The organism is Microbispora sp. H10949, assembly GCF_014161435.1.
Lineage (GTDB): Bacteria > Actinomycetota > Actinomycetes > Streptosporangiales > Streptosporangiaceae > Microbispora > Microbispora triticiradicis.
Window position 1 is genome coordinate 203,669 of the sequence record NZ_JABBWZ010000009.1, and the last position, 24,500, is coordinate 228,168.

The following is a 24,500-nucleotide window of genomic DNA, read 5'->3' on the forward strand; positions in this document are numbered from 1 at the left end:
AATGTGGAAACCGCCCAGTAGATTCTTGGGCATGCACGGCAGATCCCGCTGGCTGCGCCGCCTCCTGTGGACGCTCGCCGTCGTCGTGACGCTCGGCCTGGCCGCCGTCGGCGGCGCCGGCTGGTACTACTCGGGCTTCGTGATCGACCCGGTGCACGAGGCCGGCTATCCGCTGGAGGTCACGGCCGTCCGCGGGGACGAGGTCACGATCAAGGGCGGCACCGACACGGCGTCCCCCGGCACGTACGGCCTGACCTGGGCGGACGGCAACGCGCTGCTGGGACCGGCGACCGCGGCCGGGGCCGGCGCGGTGACCAGGAAGGTCACCCGGGTCGTCCGCGGCGAACTGCGCCCAGGAGTGCGCGCCTACCTCGACCGATGGCTGTGGGGGCACGCGACCCCGGCCGCCACGGGCGTGCCGTACACGGACGTGACGATCCCCTCGCCGCTCGGCGGTTTCCCCGGCTGGCGCACCGAGGGCGTCTCGCGGACCTGGGTGATCGCGGTGCACGGACGGAACGGCGGCCCCGGGGAGGCGCTGCGTGTGCTGCCGGTTTTCCACAGCCTGGGGATGCCGGTGCTGGGCATCACCTACCGCAACGACGAGGGCGCCCCGGCGAGCCCGGACGGCAAGCTCCACCTCGGCGCCACCGAGTGGCGCGACGTGGCCGCGGCGATCGCCTACGCCCGGCGGCAGGGCGCGACCGGCATCGTGCTGTACGGCTGGTCGATGGGCGGCGGCATCGTGCCCATGACCGTGCGGAAGCTGCCCGGCGAGCCGATCAAGGCGATGATCCTCGACAGCCCGGTCGTCGACTGGCGGGCGCCCATCGCCCTCGGGGCCGAGCAGATGGGCGTCCCGGGCTTCCTCGTGCCGGTGGGCGAATGGGTGGTCGAACGGCGTACCGGCCTGTCGTTCGATGACCTGGACCACCTGCGCCACGCCCGCGAGTTCAAGGTCCCGGCCCTGGTCTTCGTGGACGACGACGACGCGACCGTGCCGCCCGGTCCCGCGCTGCGCTTCGCCGAGGCCCGGCCCGACATCGTCAGGCTCGTACGGACCGCCGGGGGCGGGCACACCGGATCGTGGAACGCCGACTCCGCCCGTTACGAGCGGGAACTCAAGGAGTTCGTCACGTCCCTGTGACGGCGGGGATCACGACGGTCATCGAGGTCTTGACCAGGGTGAAGCCCAGCCGCTCGTAGACGCGCCTGGCCGGGTTGCCCTCGGTCACGGCCAGGCCCAGCCGGTCCCATCCCGTGGCGCACGCCCTCTCGCGGACCGCTGCCAGCATCCGGGCGCCGAGGCCGGACGGCGTACGGCCGGGGTGCCGGAAGACCTCGGTCACCCAGGCCAGGTCGCCGAAGCGGTTGACCAGGACGCCTCCGGCCACCGTGCCGCCCTCGTCCACGGCCAGGACGCTGCAGGGCAGGAGCTCGCCGAGCATCTCCCCCGTCAGCAGCGGGACGAGCTCCTCGCGCAGCGCCGTGGCCTTGTCCTTGCTCCGGTGGTCCACATGGCCCGGAGGATAGGCCGCCCATATGGCCGGGAGCAGGTCCTCCGGCGCGCGGTCGCAGGAGACGAACCGGTAGCCCTCGGGAGCGGCGGAGTCGGCGGGTGGCGCCGTACGCAGGTCGCAGGTCATCTGGTGGGCGTGCCGCATCAGGCGGGCGCCGTGCGCGAGCAGTTCCCGGCCGAGATCGGGCGGCCCCGCCACGGCCCACCCGGGCAGCTTCTCCAGGATCGCGCTCACCGGGTCCGGGCCCAGCACCTCCACCTGGTCGGCGCACGGCAGGCCGTACCTCTCGCCCTCGGTGTAGCTGATCGCCGGGGAACCGCCGGGCCCGGCCAGAGTCACTCGTCGCACGAAGCAGAGGTTCGCGCGGCATCCCCTGGCAGGCAACCCTTTTTTCCCGGAGCACGCCCTCTTGCTCCGGGTCCTCCCGGAGAACGTCCGGGAAAAAGATGGCGCGGCCGGGAACAACGGGCCCGGGCACGTGGTTTGATGAAGCGTGGCCGGTGTGCAGGTGTCCCCGGGCCTCACCTAATTTGCCTTCGCGGACTACCGTTCGGCTGGAGCCGCGTTGTGCCTTTCGCCGAGAGGCGACCCGGCACCGGCACCACACGTGCGGGACCCCGGCAGGAGATCCTCCTGCCGGGGTCCTGGCGTGTTCGGGGAGCACCGGCGTGTTCCGGAAGTACCCGGGCATGTTCCGCGAGCACAGCGTGTTCCGGAAGCACGAGCGTGTTCCGGAAGCACCCGGCCCATGGGGCATCCCTTCCCCCTGCCGACCGCGTGGAATTGTCGGTGACGGATGTCACGATGCGTTCATGCCCGTACCGGATCGCGAGTCGATCTCCTCCTACTGGGACGCGGCGGCGGACACGTTCGACGACGAAGCCGACCACGGGCTTCGTGACCTCGGGATCCGCGCCGCCTGGGCGGGGCGGCTGCGCTCCTGGATGCCGCGGCCCCCGTCCGACGTCCTCGATCTGGGCTGCGGCACCGGCTCGCTGACACTGCTGCTGGCGGAGCAGGGACACCGGCCCGTCGGGCTGGACCTCTCACCGAGGATGGCCGAGACGGCCCGCCGCAAGCTCGCCTCGGCGGGCTTCGCGGTGACCGTCCTCGTCGGGGACGCGAGCGACCCTCCCGCCGCCGGCGCCTCCTTCGACGTGGTCCTGGCCCGGCACCTGGTGTGGACCCTGCCCGCGCCGGAACGCGCGCTGCGCACCTGGATGAGCCTGCTGCGCCCGCACGGCCGGCTGGTCCTGATCGAGGGCAACTGGCGGTCCTCCGACGACGGCCCGCCGTACGTCGCCGGAGCCCACGCGCTGCCGTGGCTCGGCGGAGTGAGCGCCGGACCGCTCCTGGACGTCCTCCGGCCGTACGCCGCGAGTGTGCGGGTGGAGCCGCTGACCGATCCCGTGCTGTGGGGCAAAACGATCCACGACGAGCGCTACGCCGTCATCGCCCGCCGCTGACAGGAAAGCGGGGAAAACTCGCAACACCGGAAACGTAATAGTGCCGGAAACGGCTGATCGCATCGGCGTGGACAGGGCAGGGCAAAACGCGGACCGGTCATCCCGCCGTTCAATGGCACGGATGCTCATCAGGTCATACGGAATTACGCCGTGAACGGCCCGGGAGGGGTCAATTCGCCTGGACGGGCTCCGGCGGGGGTGCCAAGGATTGAGATGCACCCGATCGCTGATCGGAGAGGAGTATCTCTATGCACGGCACTCGATTCTCATTACTGCTGGGTCCGGCAGTCCTTACCGCTGTATCGCTCTGGCCGGCCATCGCCTCGGCCTCCACCGTCCACCCGTCCGGCGCCCTGGCGGCCGCCGCGCTGAGCGCGCCGCGGGCCGAGGAGCCGGGCTACCTCGGCGAGGAATCAGAGGAGGCGGCGGAGCAGAGCGTACGCGCGTACGAAGAGAGCGGGTTCGGGCGGGAGAGCGAAAGCGCCCTGGAAAGCGGTTCGAGCGGTTCGAGCGAGGAGTCGGAAGAGGCCGAGGAGTCCGGGCAGTCCGAGGAGGCCGGGGAGTCGGCGAGCAACCTCGCCCTCCACTCCCGGTCCTCGCTGGGGGCGTCCTCACTGCGTGAGTCGTCCCTCAGGAGTCCGTCGCTCAGGAGTTCCTCGCTGCGCGAGGTCTCCTACAGCCGTCCGCTCAGCTACAGCCGGACGATCACCTATCAGCGGCCGGTCACCCAGATGCGTATGGTGACCGAGAGCCGCCCGGTCACCTACACGCGTCAGGTCACCTTCCAGCGGCCGGTGTCCGAGACGCACATGGTCACCCGGATGCGCCCGGTCACGGAAACGCGCCAGGTCAGCTTCCAGCGGCCGATCCAGCAGACGCGGTTCGTCACGGAGAGCCGCCCGGTCACGCAGTACGTGTCCTACCAGCGGCCTATCCAGCAGACGCGGTACGTCACCGAGAGCCGCCCGGTCACCCGGTACGTCAGCTACCAGCGGCCGGTGGTCCACTACGTCACCGAGCAGAAGGCGGTGACCGAGCAGCAGACCTACCAGCGGCCGATCAAGGAGACGCGGTACGTCACCGAGAGCCGCCCGGTGACCAGGCAGGTCAGCTTCCAGCGGCCGATCACCGAGACACGGTTCGTCACCGAGAGCCGTCCGGTCAGCTACACCCGGATGGTGCCGGAGACGCACCCGGTGACCAGCACGCACATGGTCAGCGAGAGCCGTCCGGTCAGCTACACGCGCATGGAGACCTTCCAGCGCCCGATCGCGGAGACGCACTACGTCACCGAGAGCCGGCAGATCGCCTACCAGCCGTCGCTCGGCTCCAGCTCGTCCAGCTCGTCCAGCGAGGAGTGCGAGTAGTGAGGTGAGAGTTGAACCCGGCGCGTCACCGGCCGGGTCGACGAAGGGCACGGGCCATGCCGCCCGTGCCCTTCCACACGTCCGTACGGGCTCAGGCCTCGCTGGCGTGGGCCGCCAGGATGCGCCAGCCGTACTCGTCGGTGTGCACCCACGTGCGCGTGTAGCGCAACCGGCCGCCGAACGGCACGCCCGCGAACTCGCCCTCCAGCGTGCCGAGGAAGCAGGTCACCCCGGTCGTCCCCGAGACGAGGACGGTGAGGTCCTCTTGGACGACCTTCTTCATGACCTGGGTGCGCGAGCGGTGGTTGTGCAGGTCCAGCTCCTTGGCCTCCGGGTACAGCCTCCCGTCGGGAGGCCCGGTGAAGACGAGCCGCTCGTCGAGCAGCCGGTCGAGTTCCTCAACGTCACCGTTGAGCTGGGCGTTCTGCAGCCGCCGCTCGGCCTCGTACAGCTCGTCCAGAGGAGTGCCTGCCATGTCGGTCCTCTCCGTCGTGGCGCGTCTTCGACGGCACAACGGTAGTCCCGGAGGCTTCCGGTTTCAGCGGATTACTTCCCGGTGTCCGGCTTGCTCCCGGGTGTGCAGTAGGGGCAGAACGGCTCGCGCTGCACGCAGACCTTTACCGCGTCGCTGTCGTTGGCCGGGTCGAGGTCGAGCTCCTTGCCGCCGACAGTGGCGGTGTTGATCGTCTCCCCGACCGCGGTGGCCTTCGCGCGGACGACCAGCGTGGCCGTCGCGCCGCTGACAAGCGTTCCCACGGTCCACGTTCCACCGGCGTACGTGCCGGTCGACCGCGTGGACGACAGGAAGGCGAGGTTGGCCGGCAGGACGTCCTTGACGGCGACGCCGGTGGCGTCGTTGGGCCCGGCGTTGGCGACCGTGACGCGGTAGATGACGGTCTCGCCCACGGTGACCTCGGTCTTGTCCGCGGACTTGACCACGCTCAGGTCGACGGCCGGGTTGACCTCGGTGACGGCGTCACCGCTGATGGAGGTGAGCGGCTCGGGCTCGGGGCCGAGCCGGTTCTCGTAGGCCACCGCGCCGCTGTTGACGACCTGCCTGCCCGCGACCGACCGGCCGACCTTGACCCGGAACTCCACGGTGGTGCCGTCCGGCAGCGTGGTGTCGTTGGCCAGCCGGCCCCCTGCCGTGCCCGTGGCGCCGTCTCCCAACCTGAACGAGACAGCACCGGTGGCGGCGTCGAACTCGGCCCGGTCGTCGCCGGCCTGGTCGGTCATGGCGCCGCTGCCCGGGCCGCCCACGACGCGGAGCGAGCCGGGGACGTAGGTGGTTCCGGCCGGGACCTTGACGGTGAGCCGGACGTTCTGCGCGACGTCGCCGCCCTTGTTGACGGCGGTCAGCCGGTAGGTGATCTCGGCGCCGACGTCCACCGGCCCCTGCGGGCTCGCGGACTTGGTGACGACGACGCACGGCGGGGTGCCGAAGAAGACGTCATCGAGGAAGTTGCCGACCGACGCGTTGCCTCCGGCGGCGGAAATGGAACGGAAGGCGAACCTGGTGGTCGTCTGCCCGGGGGGCACGGTGTAGCTGCCGTGGTAGGTGCCCCACTTCCCGGTGCCGTCGGACATGGTCCCCTGCTGGGCGGGGCCCGAGGGAGCGCCGATGTCCAGCGCCATCTGGTCGGTGCCGAGACGCCCGCGGTGGGACAGCCGCCAGTACAGCTTCTGGCCCGGGGTCGTCGGACGGTCCTGGTAGAGGGTCGAGACCTGGTTGGCGTTCAGCTCCGCGAACTGCGCGCCCTCGACCGCCGGAACGTTCATCCGGGGGCTCCAGATCTCGATCATGTGATCGGTGGCGGTCGTCCGCCAGCCCGGCACCGCGTTCGGGTTGTTCTGCGAGGCGTCGGAGAACGGAGCCCACGTCCCGGCGACGACGGGCTTCTCGAACCCGCCGTTGACCAGCGCCACCTGCTCGGGACACGACGCGGGGTTCGGCGCCGCGGCCCGCTGCGCCGCCGTGGCCCCGGCCTCGGCACGGGCGGCCGCGGCGTCGGCCGGGACCGCTCCGGACAGCGTCAGGGGGACCACAGCCGCCACCAGGGCGGCGACGGGGTAACACATCCTGTGGATGTGCCTCATCATGGGGATCCTCTCGTCGGCGGTAACTCACCAGGCCGTACGACCGGCGCTGGCACCGAGCGAGAGACTCACCCGGAGAGCGCGGGTGAGGTGGGCTGACACGTGCGGCCGTGCCAACAGTTGGCCGGATCTTGTTCTCTCCCGACTCTGTGCAGGCGAGATCTGGATCTTCCGGGTAATGATCAGGCGAAGCGTGCAGACGGTGGAGGTGGAGGTGGCTCAGCGGGCGGCGCGCACGGTCTCACGCGCCGCGCGGGCGAGCTTCTCGTCGTACGGCCGGCCCAGCTCACGCGCGAGCTCGATGGTCCGGCCGAGCAGCGCCAGCGCCTCGTCACAGCGGCCCGCCGCGCGGCACGTCTCGGCGTAGGCGTGCAGGACATCGATCTCCAGCTGTACCTCGGCCAGCGGTTCCAGCAGCTCGAAGGCCCGCCGGTGGTGTTCGAGCGCCTTCTCGGGTGAACCCGTGATCCGCAGCGCGACACCGAGACAGTTGTGGCACCACGCCTGGTTGTGCAGAAGATCGTGCTGCTCGGACAGCCGCAACGCGTCATGCAGCGTTCGCAGCGACTCCGCCGGGTCGTCCGGTGCCAGCGCGAGACCGAGGGTGACCAGCCCGGTGATCCGTGCGGGCCCTTCCGCCAGGGCGAGGGATGCCTGGGCGAGTTCGACGGCTTCGCCGCGCCGCCCGAGGTGAAGTGTCACCCATCCGTCGAAGGCCAGCGCCTGGGACTGCCCCGCGTGGCGCCCTATTCTCTCGAACAGCTCGCGTGCCCGCCGGAAGTGCGCCTGTGCCGCGTCGAGGTCGCCGAGATCCCGGCGCACCATGCCGATACGCAGCGCCAGGGCGGCCGCGATGTCGTCGTCCGGCCCCGACCGCTCGGCCAGTTCGTAGGCGGAGAGCGCCTCGGTGAGGCGTCCGGCGGTGGCACGGACGTAGCCGAGGTCCGCGAGCAGCGAAGCCCGCTGCCGGTCGCGGCCGAGACGCGCCGCGGCCGTCGCGGCGGCTTCGAGCATGCGTGCCTGGTCATCGGTTCCGCGGTGCCGGAAGAACCAGACCCGCATGGCCTGCGGCAGCTCGGCCACCACCTCGTCCATGCCGAGGCGTACGGCGGCGTCGAAGCAGGCCACCAGGTTGACGTACTCGAGGTCGAACCAGGCCATGGCCCTCGCGGGATCTCCCGACGAGGGTTCCTTGCGGTCCGGCGAGGGCAGGGCTCGATCGTTGGCGACGGCCTGCGCCAGACAGTGCGCCAGGACCCGGCGCAGGCCGGCTTCGGCCCGCGGCTCCTCGTCGGCGGCGATGTCCGCCGCGTACTGCCGGATCAGATCGTGCATCCGGTAGCGTCCGGGCGAGGGCTCGTGGACCAGGTGGGCGTCGACCAACTCCTCCAGCGCGGCGCCGGCCCGGTCGGGCGGCATGTCGGTGAGCGCGCCCGCCACCGCCGCGTCGAAGTCGGCGCCCGGCAGCACGCCCAGCAGCCGGAACATGCGGCGCTGGACCGCGTCGAGCTGCTGCAGCGACATTCCGAACGCGGAGTCGAAGCGGCCGGGAGTGGCGCGCAGCCGCTCGGCCAGCACGGCCACCGTCCAGCCCGGGCGGTGGCGAAGCCGCGCGCCCGCCATCCGCAGCGCCAGCGGGAGCCCGCCGCACTGCCGCAGCACCTGGTCGACCGCTTCCTCTTCGGTGAGCGATAGCCCGGCCGCCCGGCCGAACAGGTGCACCGCGTCGTCGTCGGTCAGCGGCTCCAGGGAAACCGGCGGCACTCCGTCCAGGCTGACCAGCCGGTGTCGGCTGGTGACCAGGACCGCGGACTTCCCCGCGCCGGGGAGCAGCGGACGCACCTGCTCCGCGTCGACCGCGTTGTCGAGCACGACGAGAATCCGCCTGCGGGACAGCTCCGACCGCCAGAGCGCCGCGCGATCGGCGGTGCCGGCCGGGGGGTGCGTGACGTCCAGCGCGCCCAGCAGCCGGCCCAGCGCGGCGTGCGGCTCCAGCGGTTCCTGACCCGGGGTGAAGCCCTGGAGGTCGAGATAGAGCCCGCCGTCCGGATACGCGGGGACGAGCCGATGGGCCACGTGCACGGCCAGGCTGGTCTTGCCCACGCCCGCCATGCCGTCGATCGCGGCCGCGCCAGTGGTGCGCAGCAGCTCTTCGACCAGCGCGGACTCCGCTTCTCTGCCGGTGAAGTCGAACAGGTCGGCCGGCAGGTCGTTGCGGCGTCGGGCGGGCGCCGCGCCTGCTTCGGCCGCCTCGGCCCACAGCGCGCGCAGTGGCCGGGGATCGCGTCCCACGGCCCGGCACAGCGCCACGACGGCCTCCCATGGCGGCACGAGCCGGCCGGTCAGATACCGCGACAACGACGAGCTGCTCAGATTCGTCTGGCGGGCAAGGGCGCGCAGGCTGAGCCCGCTCAGCTCCTTGATCCGGGAGAGCTGAGCCACCAGTCGCTCCTGGGGGCCGGACACGTGCAACACCGTACCCGTCCCGGCCCACGCAGACGGATCGGCGATGCGTTCGCGCAGCTCAACCGGGTTCTGCCTGTCCCACGGTGTCCCACGGACCAGGCGGCCCCCGGCACGCCGATGGTCGGATAGCACCTGTCGGAAACACCCACGACAAAGGAGAAGCGATGTCGACCGAGCGCATGCCGAACCCGGCGGCTTTGATCCCCGAGGCGATGGAGGCCCTGATGGCGGTCAACAAGGCCATCGCGGGTGCCGGAGCGGACGGCAAGCTGCTGGCGCTGAGCCACCTGCGGGCCAGCCAGATCAACGGCTGCGCTCCGTGTGTGGCCGGGGGCGTCCACCAGGCCCAGCGGCACGGGGCGACCGCAGACCAGGTGCACGCCGTCGCCGCGTGGCGGGAGACTCCGTGGTTCAGCGACGAGGAGCGCGCCGCGCTGGCCCTGACCGAGGCCGTGACCCGGCTCGCCGACCAGGCAGACCCGGTGCCGGACCAGGTGTGGGACATGGCCGCCAAGCACTTCGACCAGAAGGAGCTGGCCGCACTGCTGCTCAACATCGCGATCGCCAACGCCTTCAACCGGCTCAACGTGCCGACCCGCCGGCAGGCGGGCACGTGGTGACACCGTTCACGATCAGCACCACCCCAAGCCGTACGTCGCGGAAAGAGGAAGTCGTCATGTCGAACACCAGGAAGACCACCACCGCCGAGGGCCAGAAGCACGACGGTTTCACCGTGGAAGAGCGCGACGCGATGAAGCAGCGCGCCAAGGAGCTGAAGACGAGCGCTCGGCGGGGCGCCAAGGCCGACACGGAGAGCGAGGTGCTCGCGAAGATCGCCGAGATGGCGGAGCCCGACCGGGCGATCGCCGAGCGGTTGCACGCCCTGATCAAGGCCGGCGCGCCCGACCTCACGGCGAAGCTGTGGTACGGGATGCCCGCGTACGCCCGCGACGGCAAGATGATCTGCTTCTTCCAGCCCGCGGCGAAGTTCAAGGCCCGTTACGCGACACTCGGCTTCAGCGACGAGGCGGCCCTCGACGAAGGCACCATGTGGCCGGCCTCGTACGCCCTCACCGAGATCACCGCCGACGTCGAGGCGAGGATCGGCGCGCTCCTGAGGCAGGCGCTGAGCTGAGGATCGGGCGCCGGTCTAGTCGGGAACCGGGCCCAGCCCGAGAACGGCGCGCAGAGCGTTCTCCAGGTCGGTGGCGCGGTCGAAACCGCCGGCATGGCCAGTGAGGAAGGCGAAGGTGTAGCCGGCGGCTCCGGCATAGTTGCCGCCCAGGCCGCCCATCCCGTAGTCGTCACCCTCGACGCCGAAGCCCAGCCCCCAGCTCGCCTGTGCCCCGAAAACCGCGTCCATCCCCGAGCACTGGGCGGTGGTGGCCTCGGCGAGCAGGTCGGCTGACAGCAGCCGCGGCAACGCGGAGTAGAACCCGGCGGCCGCGCGGGCGGTGCCGTGGCCGTTGACAGCGGGGATCTCGGCGGCCCGCCAAGTGGCGGAGTTGACCACAGCCGGGTCCTGGGCACCGAGCGGATTGCCGATCGCCCGGTGGTAGAGGCCGGGTTTGCCGTCCAGCGCGGCGGCCCGGAAGGCTGGGGTCAAGCCGGTCAGCTCGATCGCCCGTTCCTGTTCGGCGGGGCCGAGGCCGATGTGAAAGTCCAGCTCGTGTGGGCCGCAGACCTCCTCGGCGAGAAAGCGGCCGAGCGTCCGCCCGTCGGTGCGCCGGACCAGTTCACCGACCAGGTGCCCGTAGAACAACGCCGACTCGCCGTGCGCGGTCCCCGGCTCCCACGACGGCTCCTGCGCGGCGAGAAGCGCGCACAGCCGGTCCCAGTCGTAGAAGGTCTCGGTGGGCACCGGCTGGTCCAGTGCCACCACGCCGGCCTGGTGCGACAGGACATGTCGTACGGTCGCCGGCGCCGTGAACTCGGGCCAGTAGCGCTGCATCGGGGCGTCCAACTCCAGCACGCCCCGATCCACGAGGAGCAACGCACAGACCGCCGCGAACGGTTTGGTCACGGAGTACGGCATGACGATGCTGTCGCGTGACCAGCCGGGTCCTCCCCACAGGTCGACGATCCATCGGCCGTCCAGCTGGGCGGCGACCGCTGCCCCCGCTCCTCCGGCCTGCCGCTTCAGCACATCGGCGAAAACGTCCCATACCTGTTCGAAACCCGGTTCCACCGTTCCGCTGATCACGGCCACTCACCCTAGGAACAAAGGTCAGCCGGAGGCAATCGGGATTCGGTCACGACAGATCGGCGATGCCACGTCCCCCACGCGGATGCACACGCGAAGGCCCTCGGGGGCGGCCATCGGCCGAGGACGACGTCTCCCAGAAGGAGGATGTCCCGACCGCGGAGGATCACCCCAGAGGGGGACATTGAATCAAGGACCGCTTTGACGACCGGGAAGGGGGACCACTTCTACCGTTCGATCCATGATTTTCAACACGAACTCATTCCGCCGCACGGCAGCCGGGGTTGGTCTTGTCCTCGCCGCCCTCGCATTCCCCGCCGCGGCACAGGCGGCCACGACGCAGACCTCCGCCGCGACGGCCGGCAACACGCCCCAGCTGTACGGCATCTACTCGACGTCGGACGCATGCCTGCGTGCGGCTGCCGAATACACCGCTGCCGGGAAGTCCGCTGTCTGCCGTCCGAGCAGCATCTATGCGAGGCCGCCCCTCTGGATGCTGTACGTCTCGTAGACCGCATCGAGGTAGAGGTAACCGATGTAACGGTTGCCGCCGAGCTGCCGTATGAAACGCACAAGGCCCTCCCGGAACTCCCGGGAGGGCCTTTGTGGTGGAGCCGCCAAAGGGAATCGAACCCTTGACCCCTTCATTACGAGGAAATTTGAACGCTCATTCCGATCAGATGGCGGCGCTTCCGACACGGTGTGGATCATGTCCGTCGCGATCTCGCGTTTTGGTCTGGTTCGGGCAGAGGGGTTCGGGGAGCGGGCGGGCGGTGAATGTTTCATCTCGGGATCGATGATCTTCAGGTGGCGTCCCATGTGAGGCAGAGGCACCACCCGCGGCCGAGCCCCACGTCAAGGCGCGGTCACCCGCGTGAGGCGCCCCCGTCGCCGGACCTGGCGTGCCGCCCGCCATCGGACGGCTTCGGTGAGCGGGCAATCCGATATGCCACATTCGTCGGCTGTCGTGACAATATTTCTGACAGCATTGTCAGACTCGGTGGTGACCGCGCACCGCGGTCCCGCCAGCGCCGCGCCAGACCCCTTCCCTGGCAACCCCCCTCGAACGACCCCGGTAAGGACTGATACGAATGTTCGCCTTAACCACCCGTGGTCGGCCGTGGCCGCGCGCTCTGGCCGCCTTCGTGGCCGCGCTCGCCTCGGTGGCCGCCATGATCGTGGCGAGCTCGACGCCCGCGTCGGCGGCCACCTCGACCGTGGTCGGCGTGGCGTCCGGCCGCTGCCTGACCGTGGCCGGCAACTCCACGACGCCAGGCGCCCGCGTCACCATCTACGACTGCAACGGGCAGGCGAGCCAGACGTGGACCTCCACCACGGCCGGAGAGCTCCGGGTGTACAGCTCCCCCAGGTGCCTGGACGTGGTCGGTCAGGACACCACGCCGCCGGCCACGCTGCAGATCTCCACCTGCACCGGGGCGGCCAGCCAGAAGTGGCGGATCAACTCCGACGGCAGCATCGTCGGCGTGCAGTCCGGCATGTGCCTGGACGTGAGCGGAGCCCGGACCGCCAACAACACCCCGGTGCAGTTGTGGACGTGTAACGGGCAGAGCAACCAGAAGTGGACGACGTCCACCGGAAGCGCCGACACCCAGCCTCCGACGGTGCCGGGCAACCCGCGGGTGAGCGGCCTGGTGTGCGACTCGGTCACGTTCGCGTGGAGCGCCTCCACCGACAACGTCGGAGTGGCGTTCTACGACGTCTACCACGACGGCCAGCTGATGAAGTCGGTGAGCGGGACCACCCTGTCCACCACCCTCACCGTGGTCCCCGGTTCGACGTGGGGTCTGTACGTCAACGCGCGCGACGCGGCGGGCAACGTCTCCCAGGCGAGCGCGACGGTCACGATCACGCCACCGCAGTGCCAGTCCGACACTCAAGCGCCCACCGCCCCGAGCCAGCTCACCGGCTCCGCGTCCGGCACCACGGTGACGTTGCAATGGACCGCGGCCACCGACAACGTCGGGGTCCGCGCCTACCTCGTCTACCGCGGCGGTGCGCTGGTGGGCACGGTCACCGGCAACCCGCCGGCCACCACCTTCATCGACAGCGGGCTGTCGGCGAACACGAGCTACCAGTACTACGTGGTGGCCCGCGACGCGCAGTCCAACGTCTCGTCGCGCAGCAACACCGCGACCGTGACCACCGGCGGGGGGTGCGCCGACTCGGTGTGCGGGGTGACGCAGATCGCGACCGAGACCGACCTCCCGTGGGGTCTGCTCACGCTGCCCGACGGCACGATCCTCTACAGCCGCAGGGACGTCCACGACATCATCCACCTCGACCCGGCCACCGGGGCGAAGACCAACATCGGCACGGTGCCGAACGTCGACGACACCGACGGCGAGGGCGGCCTCATGGGGCTGGCCATCGCCCCCACCTTCGCCAGCGACCACTGGCTGTACATGATGCACACGACGTCGACCGACAACCGGATCGTCCGAATCAAGCTGGAGAACGACCAGCTCACCCTCAGTTCTGAGCAGATCCTGCTCACCGGGATCCTGCGCAACAAGTACCACAACGGCGGCCGCCTGCGGTTCGGCCCGGACGGCAAGCTGTACGCCAGCACCGGCGACGCCCAGAACGGCGACAACGCGCAGAACCTGAACGGCCTCAACGGCAAGGTCCTGCGGCTCAACCCGGACGGCACCGTGCCGTCGGACAACCCGTTCGGCACCTACGTGTGGAGCTACGGGCACCGCAACCCGCAGGGGCTGGCGTTCGACTCGCAGGGCCGGCTGTGGGAGCAGGAGTTCGGCAACTCCATCATGGACGAGACCAACCTGATCACCAAGGGCGGCAACTACGGCTGGCCGGCGTGTGAGGGGACGACGGGCACCTGCGGCACCGCCGGGTACATCGCGCCCAAGCGCACCTACCCCGTGGCGGAGGGCTCCTGCTCCGGCATCGCCATCGTGAACGACGTGATCTACATCGCCTGCGAGCGCGGCACCCGGCTGTACCGCGTGCCGATCAGCGGGAGCAGCCTGCCCAGCGCGCAGGTGTTCTTCAACGGCACCTACGGCCGGCTGCGCACTGTGGAGCCCGCTCCCGACGGCGGCCTGTGGCTGACCACCAGCACCCAGGGCGACAAGGACGGCATCCCGAACAACGGAAACGAGAAGATCTTCCACGTCACGCTCGGCTCCTAGCGCCTAGCCGGCACGACGGCGCGGCCGGTGGTCTTCGCGAACACGCGGACCACCGGCCGTCCGGGCGCGGCCTGGTCCGCCGCGGCGGCCGGTGCCGAAGAGATCTCCCGCCTGGTCGGCCACAAGCGTAGTCACGCAGTTAGTCACGCAGAAGCCCTCTGGATCTCTCCAGAGGGCTTCTGAGGTGGAGCCGCCTAAGGGAATCGAACCCTTGACCCCTTCATTACGAGTGAAGTGCTCTGGCCGACTGAGCTAAGGCGGCAGGCCGCGTACGGCTTCGCACAGTCTACAGGGTCGGCCGGGCTCTCGTGCACCGGTCACCGTCCGGTGTGCCGTGCCCGCACGGGCTGCCGCCGTACGCGGGAGACGGGCCGGCTCGGACGGCGGGCGGGGAAGATCGGCGAGACCGGGTAAATTCTCCCTCGCGGCCTCGGGAGCGTCTCTTTACCGGGAGACGGGACAAGCCCGGCGCAGGTGTCACAGGAGGAGCGCTCCGTCTCTCCCGGCCAGGTCATCCGGCCGGAGGGCGCCGCATGACATTCTCCGGAACCGCTCGCGTCCGGTGGCCGCTCCCGCCGGCAGGCGGCATGCTGGTCCTCGTCACGCAGACGACGGCAGGGGAACGACGAGCATGCGACTGGCCGGCCAGACCGCGAAGGTCACACACAGGACGAAGCGGCGAAGCGATGGCCCGGGCCGGCGCCTGGCGGCCGCGGCGGTGATCGCGCTGCTGCCCATCAGTGCTTGCTCCGCCCGCACCCCGGCCCCGTCGTCCCAGCAGCCCGGTGTGACGAAGGCGCTCCCGGCGATGCGGACGCCCGCGTCGGAGCTACGCCCCTTCTACGAGCAGCGGCCCGACTGGAGGGACTGCGGCGACGGCTTCCAGTGCGCCAGGATCCAGGTCCCTCTCGACTACACCAAGCCTTCCGGCGAGCGCATCGAGCTCAGCGCGATCCGCCTCCCGGCCTCCGGCACGCGGGCCGGCTCGCTGCTCATCAACCCCGGCGGGCCGGGCGGATCGGGCATCCAGTACGCGCGGGCCGCCAAGTCCGTGGTCAGCGAGCGGGTACGCGAGCAGTACGACGTCGTCGGCTTCGATCCGCGCGGCGTCGGCGAGTCGACTCCCGTCCACTGCATGACCGGCGCCCAGCTCGACAAGTACGTCGGCATGGACTCCAGCCCGGACAGCCCGGCGGAGGTCACCGAGCTGGACGATGCGTCCAAGCAGTTCGCGGAGCGGTGCGAAGCCCAGTCGGCCCGCCTGCTGCCGCACGTGGGCACGGCCGACGCGGCCAGGGACATGGACGTCCTGCGCGGCGTCCTGGGCGACGCCGGGCTCACCTACCTGGGCAAGTCGTACGGCACCTACCTCGGCGCGATGTACGCCGAGCTGTTCCCCAAGAACGTGCGGGCGCTGGTGCTCGACGGCGCGGTGGACCCGGCCATGTCGGCCATCAAGTCCAACGAGGTGCAGGCCAAGGGCTTCGAGGTGGCGCTGAGGGCGTTCGCCGAAGACTGCTTCCTCGACGGCGCCTGCCCCTTCACGAGCCGTACGGTCGACGGCGCGATGAAGGAGATCAGCGACCTGCTGGCGAGGGCCGACCGGCAGCCGCTGAAGAACGATCTCGGCGACGGCCGGGTCGTCAACGAGGCGTGGACGGTGCTCGGCATCGCCACCCCGCTCTACGAGCGCACCGCGTGGCCCCAGCTGCGGCAGGCCCTGGGCCAGGCCATGACCCACGGCAACGGCACGTCCCTGCTGCGGATGGCCGACCTGCTGGTCGACCGCCGGTCCGACGGGACGTACTCGAACCAGACCGAGGCGAACATGGCCGTCAACTGCGTGGACCACCGCTATCCCACGTCGCTCGACGCGTACGGCAAGGCCGCCGACGCGGCCGGGAAGACGGCCCCGCACTTCGGGCCGTTCGTGATGTGGGGTTCGCTGCCCTGCGCGTACTGGCCGGCGAAGTCGGCCGAGGCCGACAAGCCGATCAAGGGCGCGGGCGCGCCGCCCATCCTCGTGGTCGGCACGCTGCGCGACCCCGCCACGCCGTACGAGTGGGCGCAGGGGCTCGCGAAGGAGCTGACCTCGGGCGTGTTGCTGGGCTACGACGGCGACGGCCACACGGCCTACCGCAGCGGCTCGACCTGCGTGGACACCGCGGTCGACGAGTACCTGCTCACGCTGCGCGCGCCCAAGAACGGCACGGTCTGCCCGAAGGCGACCTGACAAGCGGTTACGAGCGGGCCGGTACGCGACGCGTGCCGGCCCGTTCGACGACCGTCGCCCCGGTCTCGGACTCCAGCGCCGGGGCGTACCCCGCGGCGCGCAACCGGGCGAGGGTCTCCTCCTCGCCGGCGGCGCTGATCAGCACGGTGGGCGCGATCTTGCGCAGCCCCAGCGCGCGCAGCGCCTGCGCACGGGCGAGTTCCTCGATCAGCGCCTCGTCGTCCGCGCGGAGGCAGCACCCGGACCGCACCACCCGGATCCGGCCGTGCACCCGGGCCGTGTCCTTGACCAGGTATTCGAGGGTCTGCGGCAGCGGCCCCTCCGCGGCCTCGGAGAGCCGCGCGAGCAGGTCGTCGGCCTCGTAGCCCTGGTCGAACGCGCGGCGCACGGTCGCCGCGCTCAGCCGCCAGACCACCGCGTGCCCTTCCGACTCGCGCTCCGCGACGCCGTCCAGCAGTTCGGCGAGGGACGGGTCGGGCATCCCGGGCACCACCGCCGTCAGGTCGGCCTGGAACCGGGCGGTGGCCTGGGCGGGCGGCAGCATGGCCGACAGGGCCGTGGTCAGCGCGGCCTCCGGCGACCGCCATGCCTCACCGCTGACCAGCAGGTCCCGTACGGCGTGCCCGACGGCCGTGAGGGCGCCACCGGCGGTCACGCCGAGCAGCCCGGCCTCGCGCAGGATGGCGCCCGCCTGCTCGGCGCCGAGACGCGCGGCCGAGACGTGATGGGGACGATGCCAGGCGGCGCGGAGCATCAGGTAGGGGAGGCCGTCCGGCGGAAGGCCCTTCCCTGGAGGCACCGCGGCGAGGGCTTCGAGCAGGGCGTACCTGAGGCTGACCGCGTGCGGGTCCGAGGGCTCGGTGAGGGCGACGGGCGTCCCGGCCTCCGCGGGCCAGTGGGTGTAGGTCGCGGGCAGGGTCGCCCAGGTTCCGATGATCCTGGCCAGCCGCTCGACGGGCGACCGCTTGAGCCAGGTGTCGTACTCGGTGGTGGGCAGCAGGTTCACCACCGGTTCGGGCAGCCTGCCGCGGTGGCCCTTCGGGCGCGGCACCGGCTCGGCGTACAGGCCGAGCAGCTCCGCCTGCGTGGCCAGGTCGATCCAGAACCTCGCGAGGTCCTCGCCCACGCCGGCGGCCTTGGCGATGCGCCTGGTGTCCCGCACCGCCAGACCGCCGGCCTTGCGCAGGGTGGGCGGCTGATCGACGCACGCCGCGAGCAGACGTTCGATCTGGGAGAGCGCGGAGGTGGCGGCCGCCTGCGCGGTCCCCTCCGCCCCGTCCGCACCGGGGAGGTCGTCCGGGGGCGGCGGCGGATCGGGGGTGAACGGCACGCGCGGCCCGCCGAGGACCGCCGTGGCCACCTCGAACGGCACCTCCGCCACGTCGGGCGGCCCCGCCGGGAGCAGCAGGCCGTGCGCCACCAGCCAGTCGGTGGCCGGGTCGCCGGAACCCCCGGGGCGGACGACGTACCTGACGTTGTGCTGGTAGCCGTACCCGCTGTGGACCTGGTAGGCGTGGGTGCGCAGCCGTGATCCGTGCCCGACGAGGCGGAGCAGCCAGTCCCGTACGTACGCGGGGGCGCCCGCGACCAGGGCCCGCACCCGCTCGGGGTCGCCCAGCAGGCCGAGCACGTTCCGTTCCGCGACCTCCCGTACGCGGGCGTTCGGGAACCCCAGGACTTCGGCGATCGCGTGGACCTCCGGGGGGTTGAAGTGCGCGGCGAGAAGCTCGGCGGCGGGACGCCCGAGCCCCGTCTCGCCGGCGAGGTCCATGTGGACGGCGCCGGGCACGATCACCTGGTCGCCGTGCGGCGGGAGCACCAGCGCCATGCCCGCCAACTCGTCCAGTACGGCGTCGGCGGCCGTACGGCGGTCGAGGCCGGGTCCGGCCAGCAGGTCGAGCACGTCGGCGCGGGGCACGGCGCGGGAGGCCGGATCGTCCCCCTCCAGGTGATAACCCAGCGGCCCGTGCCGCTGCGCCGCCAGCCAGGCGACGGCCGCGAGCGCCTGCCGCTGGGGCAGGGTGCAGAACCTGACGAGCGGCACCACCGCCTGCCGCCGGAGCAGCAGCCGGGCCAGGTCCTGCGGCGAGATGTCCTCGTCGACGACGAAGCCCACCCGGGCGAGCAGCAGCCGCCGCTCGTCGGGCGACCTGGTTCTCAACCACGTGGTCAGAAGCCGGGGCGTGCTCACCACGGCACCCTACCCGCGGTCCACCGGCCGCCGGCCCTTCACCCGGAGGTCCTCAGCCCGCGTGCTCCGCGGCCCAGGCGCAGATGGCGGCCAGCGGTTCGCGCAGCGTACGGCCGAGATCGGTCAGCGCGTACTCGACGTGCTGGGGCGCGGAGTCCTTGACCACCCGGCGTTCGACCATGCCGTCCGCCTCCATGCCGCGCAACGTCTCGGTCAGCACCTTCTGGGTGATGCCCGGCAGCCGGCGGCGCAACTGGCCGGGCCGCTGGGGCCCGGCCAGCAACGCGTAGATCACCAGCACCCGCCACTTCGCCGCGAACCGCTCCAGCGCCTGCCGCGTCGCGCAGCTCTCCTGCAGTACGTCCGGAATCACCGGGTCCATCTCGTCTCCCTGCCCTGTGGGATGGGTACCTGGAAGTGCCTTCTGGCGCCGTGGTTCAGGCACGCCTAGCCTCACGCTCACCGCGAGATCACACACTAGGACGGGGACGCGGGCATGAGCGATATCACGAATCATCCATATACGGCGGACGGGCAGGGCCTGCCCGGCGCGCCGATCACCTCTGTACGGACCGAGCGGGTCACGTTCTCGGCGGGCGGTGTCGATCTCGTCGGGGATCTCCGGCTGCCGGATCTGCCGGGGCCCGCCCCGGCCGTCGCACTCACCGGGCCCTTCACGGGAGTGAAGGAGCAGGTCACCGGGCTGTACGCGGAGCGTCTCGCACGGGCGGGGCTGGTCACCCTGGCCTTCGACCACCGGGGGTTCGGCGAGAGCGGCGGGCGGCGGGGCCATGAGGACGGCGAGGGCAAGCTCGCCGACCTCCGCGCCGCGGTGAGCCTGCTCGGCGGCCGGCCCGAGGTCGCCCCGGGCCGGGTAGGGCTCGTCGGCGTGTGCCTCGGCGGCGGGTACGCGGTGCGGGCCGCCGCCTCCGATCCCCGGGTGCGCGCCGTCGCCGGGATCGCCGGCGCGTACAACAGCCCGGTCTGGTTCGCCGAGCGCATGGGCGTCGACGCCTACAGGGGCGCGCTCGGCGGCTTCCTCGACCGGTACGACGAACTCCTGCCCGCGGTGGCGCCCGGCGACGGCGAGGCCGCCATGCCCGGCGCCGAGCCGTACGCCTACTACGGCACCTCCCGCTCGGCGTCACCGCACTGGGTGAACGAGGTGACCCGGGGGTCGCTCCACTCGCTGATGACCCTCGACGCGCTCGGGGCCGCGCCCCTTCTCGCCGCCACGCCGCTGCTCGTCGTGCACGGCCGGGCCGACGCCTACTGCGCGCCGGAACTGGCGGCGGAGCTCGTCGACCGGAGCCCGGGCAAGAAGGAGGTGATCTGGCTGGACTGCCGGGAGCACATCGATCTCTACGACGTGGAGCCCTACGTCACCCGGGCCGCCGACGCGACGGCCGCCTTCCTGCACGACCACCTCTGACCGGGTTTCATTCGGCGTCGCCGGCGGTGGCCGTCCGCGCCTCCCCGTACGTCGCGTCGTGGGCCTTACGGGGGGCGCACACGCTGGCCCGGGAGCAGGAGCAGCGGCGGCCGCCGTCGTTGAGGCGGACCACGACCGAGTCGGAGGGCACGTTGTGCCCGACCACCGTGCCGGGACCCTCGGGGGTGTCCACGGCGAGACCGGCGCGCGGCGCCGAGGCCCGGAACTCCTGGTAGAGCGGGTGCTCGTACTTCAGGCAGCACATCAGCCGGCCACAGGCGCCGGCGATCCTGAGCGGGTTGACCGGCAGGTCCTGGTCCTTGGCCATGCGGACGGAGACCGGCTCGAAGTCCTTGAGGAACGTGGCGCAGCACAGGTCACGGCCGCAGGGGCCGATGCCGCCCTGGATCCTGGCCTCGTCGCGCGGGCCGATCTGCCGCAACTCGACCCGCGCCCGCAGGTTGCGGGCGAGGTCGCGCACGAGCGCGCGGAAGTCCACCCGGTGCGGGGCGGAGAAGTACACGGTGTAGACGTTGTCGACGTCCAGGTAGTCGACGCCGATCACCTTCATCGGCAGCTCGTGCCGTTTGATCAGCCGCTTGGAGACGCTGCGGGCCTCCGCCCTGCGACGGCGGTTGACCTCGTCCCGGGCCAGGTGCTCCTCACCCGCGACGCCCTGGCACACGGGCAGGCCCTCGACGTCCTCGCTCACGTACTGCGGCGCCCACACGCACTCGGCGACCTCCGGACCGGAGTCCGTCGGCACCAGGACCTTGTCGCCCACCTTCGGCGAGTGCGCACCGGGATCGAGGTAGTAGAGCCGTCCGTAGCGCGTGAAGCTCACGGCCATCATCATGCCCAAAGAGCCGGCCCTCCTCGGTTCTGTACGGCGATCGCACGCCGAGCGCCCGGAACCACCATACGTCCCGTCCGGGACTGGCAATCATCCCCTGTGGACGACTCCGGGCGAGCGGAGGGCGAGAGTCATGGCCTCGACCGCGATCTGCGGGTGGACGTTGGCCGCGAGCCGCTCCCGGCACTTCATGATCGCGTCCGTACGGCGGAGCGTGTCCTCGGGCGAGGACGCCCGCGCGACGGCCTCCACTTCGTGCCTGCGGTCCTCGTTGGCCAGTTCCACCGAGGCGCCGAACTGCACGGCCAGCACGTCGCGGTAGAACGCCATCAGTTCGAGCAGCGCGAGGTCGAGCGAGTCGCGCTTGATGCGGGTCGCCCGTGACTTCTGCATGGTCTCGAGTTCCTTGAGCGCCCCGGCGCCACCCCGCACCAGGCCCTTGTTGAGCCCCTTGCCGGTGGACCCCTCGCCGTAGACCCGGCGCAACTCGGCGGTCTCGACCTCGTTCAGCGCGGTCGTGGCCGCGTCGGCGTCCTCGGTGGAGGTCTTCACCAGGCGCTCGGCGGCGGTGACGCACTCCGCCACGCCCGTCAGCGAGCGGGGGATCGACAGCACCTCGGCGCGGCGGCGCCGCGTCTCCTCGTCCAGGGCGAGGCGGCGGGCCCGGCCGACGTCCCCCTGCGCCGCCCGCGCGGCGTCGAGCGCCACGTCGTGGGGCACCCCGTCACGGGTCGCCAGCACGTTCGCCACGGCCTCGGTGGGGGGCGTACCGAGCGTCACGACCCGGCAACGCGACCGGATCGTGATGATCATGTCGTCCGCGGACGGCGCGCACAGCAGCCACACCGTCCGCGGCGGCGGCTCCTCGATCGCCTTGAGCAGCGCGTTGGCCGCCTGCTCGGTGACCCGGTCGGCGTCCTCGAACAATACGACCCGCCAGCGGCCGAGCGTGGGCGCCCCCGCCGCCTTGAGCACGAGCTCACGCGTCTGCCGCACGCCGTACGACAGGCCCTCCGGCCGTACGAACGTGACGTCGGGGTGCGAGCCGACCTCGACCTGGTGACAGGCGTCGCAGTGGCCGCAGCCCTGCTCGGGGCAGAGCAGCGCGGCGGCGAACGCCTTGGCGGCGGTGGACCGCCCGGAGCCGGGCGGGCCGGTGAACAGCCACGCGTGGGTCATGCCCGCGCCACGGCCCCCGGCGACGGCCTCGGCGGCGGCGGAGGCCGCCCGCCGCAGCACGCCGATCGCCCGATCCTGCCCGATCAGATCCCCGTAGACGGTCATTCGCTATCCGAAGTCACGGATGGCGGGCATCGTGCCGGTGGCCTCCTCGGCCTCGTACGGCACCGGATCGGGCAGGATGTCCCGCACCCGGTCCTGGATCAGGAGCGTCACCTCCCGCTGCTCCAGCGTGCCGTCCACCAGGAGATACCGGTCGGGGTCGGCGGCGGCCAGCGCGCGGAACTCCCGGCGCACCCGCTCGTGGAACTCCAGCGGCTCGGCCTCGATGCGGTCGGCCGGCGAGGCCATCCGCCGCAGCCCGACCGACGGCGGCACGTCGATGAGCACGGTGAGATCGGGGACGAGCCCGCCCGTCGCCCACTTGTTGATCTTCGCGACGTCCTCGGGGTCGAGCGACCGCCCCGCGCCCTGGTAGGCCAGGGAGGAGTCCACGTACCTGTCGGTGATCACCGTCGAGCCCCGCCGGAGCGCGGGCACGATCACCTTCTCCACGTGCTCGGCCCGGTCGGCGGCGTACAGCATCGCCTCGGCACGGGCGGAGAGCCCCTGGTGGGCGGCGTCGAGCAGGATCGCCCGCAGCCGCATGCCGACCTTGGTCGAACCCGGCTCGCGGGTCTGCACGACGTCGAAACCCTGGTCGCGCAGCCAGATGGCGAGCAGCCGCGACTGGGTCGTCTTGCCCGAGCCCTCGCCGCCCTCGAACGCGATGAACAGCCCGCGTGCGGGCTCCGCCTCGTCGGGGACGAACCGCCGTCCCCGGAGGGCGGCCAGCAGGTCGGCCCCGATCGGCACGCCCGGCCGGTCGTCCATGTGGCGCAGCGCCAGCACGCCGACGGCCACGGCCAGCAGCGCGCCGAGGAGCAGCACGAGGTTGGCCCCGTCGAAGCGGTAGGTCAGCTCGGAGATCCGCAGGTAGTGCCGGCCGAAGAGCGCGGCCAGCGCCGAGGCCACCGCGACGACCAGCAGCAGCACGACCCGGCCCAGCGACTGCAGGAAGGCGAACGTACGGCCGCGCAGCCCGTCCTCGACCTCCAGGCCGATCGTGGTGTAACCGATGATCCAGGCGATGCCGGCGCAGGCGCCCAGCACCACCGTCAGCACCACGACGACGACCAGGTTCTGGATGAGCGCGACGGCGGCCAGCGTGACGCCCGCGCACAGGATCGACAGCCCGAACATCCGCCGCCGCGACAGGCCGCCCAGCAGGCGGGGGCCGAAGAACATGCCGAACGCCATGCCGAGGAAGACGGCGCAGAACACCGTGCCGTACCCCGCGTCGCCGCCACCCATCACCTGCACGTACGCCTTGGCGACGCCGATGACCGCGCCCCCGGCGGCGAACGCCCCGAGCATGCCGATGATCAGCCCCCGCACCACCCGGTTGCCGCCGACGTACCGCCAGCCCTCGGTGATCTGCCTGAGCACCGACGGCGCGGCCACGTGGCGGACGTGGTCCTTGGGGATGGCCCGCAATGTGAAGATCATCACGGCGGAGGCGAGGTAGGCGAGCGCGTTGAGATAGAGCGCCACGCTGGTCGCCGCGACCGTGAACGCCGGTACGGCCGCCGAGATCGTGGTGATGACCCCCGACAGGACCGCGAACAGGGCCGCGGCCACAGGAGCGGTGCCATACGTCACGAGGAGGTTGAGCTGGTTGGCCTCCTCCAGCCGCTCCTTGGGCACCAGGTTGGGCACGGTCGCGTCCTTGGCCGGCACCCAGAACAGGTTCACGCACTCGACCAGGAGCGTCGCGACGAGCAGCCACTGGTAGCCGCCGATCAGCGGGATCGACAGCACCACCGCGAACCTGAGGACGTCGGCGACGACCATCGTCAGCCTGCGGTCGAACCGGTCGGCCACCGCTCCCGCGAGCGGGCCGAGCAGGATGGCGGGCAGCATCTTGGCGACGAAGACGCCGCCGATGGCGAGGCTCTGCGTCTGGAAGCCGGACGGCGCGGTGAGGTTACCGGCGAGGGCGGTCAGCGCGATGATGTTGAGCCAGTCGCCGAGGCTGCACGTCGCCATGGCGGTCCAGAGCCTGCGGAACGGCGCGTTCGCCAGCACGTGCGGCTGCTTGCGTCGCGCGGCGGCCCGGGCAGGAGTGCTCATGATGTCAGCGTATCCAGGGTGTTCGCTGGGCTGGGAGACGGACGAGCGGGCCGCTCGGGCCTGCTCGTCGCCTGAGGGTATTACGTCCGCCTCGTCCTCGCTCTCATGATGACGGCAATGCTCTACGCCGATTCCCGCCGCCCGCCCG

At 71.5% G+C, this 24,500-nt stretch carries 19 protein-coding genes and 2 tRNA genes; 9 read left to right on the plus strand and 12 right to left on the minus strand.

Annotation, left to right across the window (positions count from 1 at the left end; translation table 11 throughout):
* Positions 1–31 precede the first annotated feature (31 nt).
* Positions 32–1,147: an alpha/beta hydrolase family protein gene (locus tag HHX40_RS24010; RefSeq protein WP_182882412.1), complete on the plus strand. Its 1,116-nt coding sequence runs from the start codon at positions 32–34 to the stop codon at positions 1,145–1,147.
* Here HHX40_RS24010 and HHX40_RS37860 read toward each other — a convergent pair.
* Positions 1,134–1,868, minus strand: a complete 735-nt coding sequence (locus HHX40_RS37860) for a GNAT family N-acetyltransferase (protein WP_182882413.1) — start codon at positions 1,866–1,868, stop codon at positions 1,134–1,136. The genes HHX40_RS24010 and HHX40_RS37860 overlap by 14 nt on opposite strands.
* Positions 1,869–2,332: 464 nt before the next feature.
* Here HHX40_RS37860 and HHX40_RS24020 point away from each other — a divergent pair, with 464 nt between their 5' ends.
* Together HHX40_RS24020 and HHX40_RS24025 are read left to right on the plus strand one after the other, a co-directional pair.
* Positions 2,333–2,986, plus strand: a complete 654-nt coding sequence (locus tag HHX40_RS24020) for a class I SAM-dependent methyltransferase (RefSeq protein ID WP_182882414.1) — start codon at positions 2,333–2,335, stop codon at positions 2,984–2,986.
* A gap of 248 nt (positions 2,987–3,234) precedes the next feature.
* A complete protein-coding gene (locus HHX40_RS24025; RefSeq protein ID WP_182882415.1) occupies positions 3,235–4,353 on the plus strand; it encodes a hypothetical protein in 1,119 nt (372 codons plus the stop codon).
* A gap of 91 nt (positions 4,354–4,444) precedes the next feature.
* Here HHX40_RS24025 and HHX40_RS24030 read toward each other — a convergent pair whose 3' ends face one another.
* The 3 genes from HHX40_RS24030 to HHX40_RS24040 form a co-directional block, all read right to left on the minus strand.
* Positions 4,445–4,828 (minus strand): nuclear transport factor 2 family protein, encoded by a 384-nt coding sequence (locus tag HHX40_RS24030; protein WP_182882416.1) that lies wholly within the window; start codon positions 4,826–4,828, stop codon positions 4,445–4,447.
* A 71-nt stretch (positions 4,829–4,899) separates the two neighbouring features.
* Positions 4,900–6,453 (minus strand): DUF11 domain-containing protein, encoded by a 1,554-nt coding sequence (locus HHX40_RS24035; protein ID WP_220499494.1) that lies wholly within the window; start codon positions 6,451–6,453, stop codon positions 4,900–4,902.
* Between the two features lie 216 nt (positions 6,454–6,669).
* Positions 6,670–8,916, minus strand: coding sequence for an ATP-binding protein (locus HHX40_RS24040; protein ID WP_220499495.1), 2,247 nt, complete (start codon positions 8,914–8,916; stop codon positions 6,670–6,672).
* A gap of 164 nt (positions 8,917–9,080) precedes the next feature.
* Here HHX40_RS24040 and HHX40_RS24045 point away from each other — a divergent pair, with 164 nt between their 5' ends.
* Entirely contained in the window at positions 9,081–9,536 is a 456-nt protein-coding gene (locus HHX40_RS24045) for a carboxymuconolactone decarboxylase family protein (RefSeq protein WP_182882418.1), read from the plus strand.
* A 56-nt stretch (positions 9,537–9,592) separates the two neighbouring features.
* Positions 9,593–10,051: an iron chaperone gene (locus tag HHX40_RS24050; protein WP_182882419.1), complete on the plus strand. Its 459-nt coding sequence runs from the start codon at positions 9,593–9,595 to the stop codon at positions 10,049–10,051.
* 15 nt (positions 10,052–10,066) lie between these two features.
* Here HHX40_RS24050 and HHX40_RS24055 read toward each other — a convergent pair whose 3' ends face one another.
* A complete protein-coding gene (locus HHX40_RS24055; RefSeq protein WP_220499496.1) occupies positions 10,067–11,119 on the minus strand; it encodes a serine hydrolase domain-containing protein in 1,053 nt (350 codons plus the stop codon).
* A 241-nt stretch (positions 11,120–11,360) separates the two neighbouring features.
* On the opposite strand from HHX40_RS24055, the gene HHX40_RS24060 reads away from it, so the two are divergent.
* The gene (locus tag HHX40_RS24060; RefSeq protein ID WP_182882421.1) at positions 11,361–11,630 is read left to right on the plus strand and encodes a hypothetical protein; all 270 of its coding nucleotides are present in this window, start codon (positions 11,361–11,363) and stop codon (positions 11,628–11,630) included.
* Between the two features lie 98 nt (positions 11,631–11,728).
* Here HHX40_RS24060 and HHX40_RS24065 read toward each other — a convergent pair.
* Positions 11,729–11,807, minus strand: a tRNA-Leu gene (locus tag HHX40_RS24065).
* A gap of 403 nt (positions 11,808–12,210) precedes the next feature.
* Here HHX40_RS24065 and HHX40_RS24070 point away from each other — a divergent pair.
* Positions 12,211–14,292, plus strand: coding sequence for a PQQ-dependent sugar dehydrogenase (locus tag HHX40_RS24070; protein WP_182882422.1), 2,082 nt, complete (start codon positions 12,211–12,213; stop codon positions 14,290–14,292).
* A gap of 185 nt (positions 14,293–14,477) precedes the next feature.
* Here the strand turns inward: HHX40_RS24070 and HHX40_RS24075 are convergent.
* Positions 14,478–14,554, minus strand: a tRNA-Thr gene (locus HHX40_RS24075).
* Between the two features lie 369 nt (positions 14,555–14,923).
* Here HHX40_RS24075 and HHX40_RS24080 point away from each other — a divergent pair.
* On the plus strand, positions 14,924–16,525 hold the full coding sequence (locus tag HHX40_RS24080; RefSeq protein WP_182882423.1) for an alpha/beta hydrolase: 1,602 nt from the start codon (positions 14,924–14,926) through the stop codon (positions 16,523–16,525).
* A gap of 7 nt (positions 16,526–16,532) precedes the next feature.
* On the opposite strand, the gene HHX40_RS37865 is transcribed toward HHX40_RS24080, so the two are convergent.
* Positions 16,533–18,716, minus strand: coding sequence for a helicase-associated domain-containing protein (locus tag HHX40_RS37865; protein ID WP_182882424.1), 2,184 nt, complete (start codon positions 18,714–18,716; stop codon positions 16,533–16,535).
* A gap of 52 nt (positions 18,717–18,768) precedes the next feature.
* The gene (locus HHX40_RS24090) at positions 18,769–19,098 is read right to left on the minus strand and encodes a winged helix-turn-helix transcriptional regulator (protein ID WP_182882425.1); all 330 of its coding nucleotides are present in this window, start codon (positions 19,096–19,098) and stop codon (positions 18,769–18,771) included.
* 114 nt (positions 19,099–19,212) lie between these two features.
* On the opposite strand from HHX40_RS24090, the gene HHX40_RS24095 reads away from it, so the two are divergent.
* Positions 19,213–20,148 (plus strand): alpha/beta hydrolase, encoded by a 936-nt coding sequence (locus HHX40_RS24095; RefSeq protein WP_182882426.1) that lies wholly within the window; start codon positions 19,213–19,215, stop codon positions 20,146–20,148.
* A gap of 7 nt (positions 20,149–20,155) precedes the next feature.
* Here HHX40_RS24095 and HHX40_RS24100 read toward each other — a convergent pair whose 3' ends face one another.
* The 3 genes from HHX40_RS24100 to tmk form a co-directional block, all read right to left on the minus strand.
* On the minus strand, positions 20,156–21,004 hold the full coding sequence (locus tag HHX40_RS24100) for a PSP1 domain-containing protein (RefSeq protein WP_111697829.1): 849 nt from the start codon (positions 21,002–21,004) through the stop codon (positions 20,156–20,158).
* Between the two features lie 87 nt (positions 21,005–21,091).
* Complete coding sequence (locus HHX40_RS24105; RefSeq protein ID WP_182882427.1) at positions 21,092–22,285, minus strand: DNA polymerase III subunit delta'; 1,194 nt, start codon at positions 22,283–22,285, stop codon at positions 21,092–21,094.
* Between the two features lie 3 nt (positions 22,286–22,288).
* Positions 22,289–24,352: a dTMP kinase gene (gene tmk / locus HHX40_RS24110; protein WP_111697831.1), complete on the minus strand. Its 2,064-nt coding sequence runs from the start codon at positions 24,350–24,352 to the stop codon at positions 22,289–22,291.
* Between the last annotated feature and the right edge of the window lie 148 nt (positions 24,353–24,500).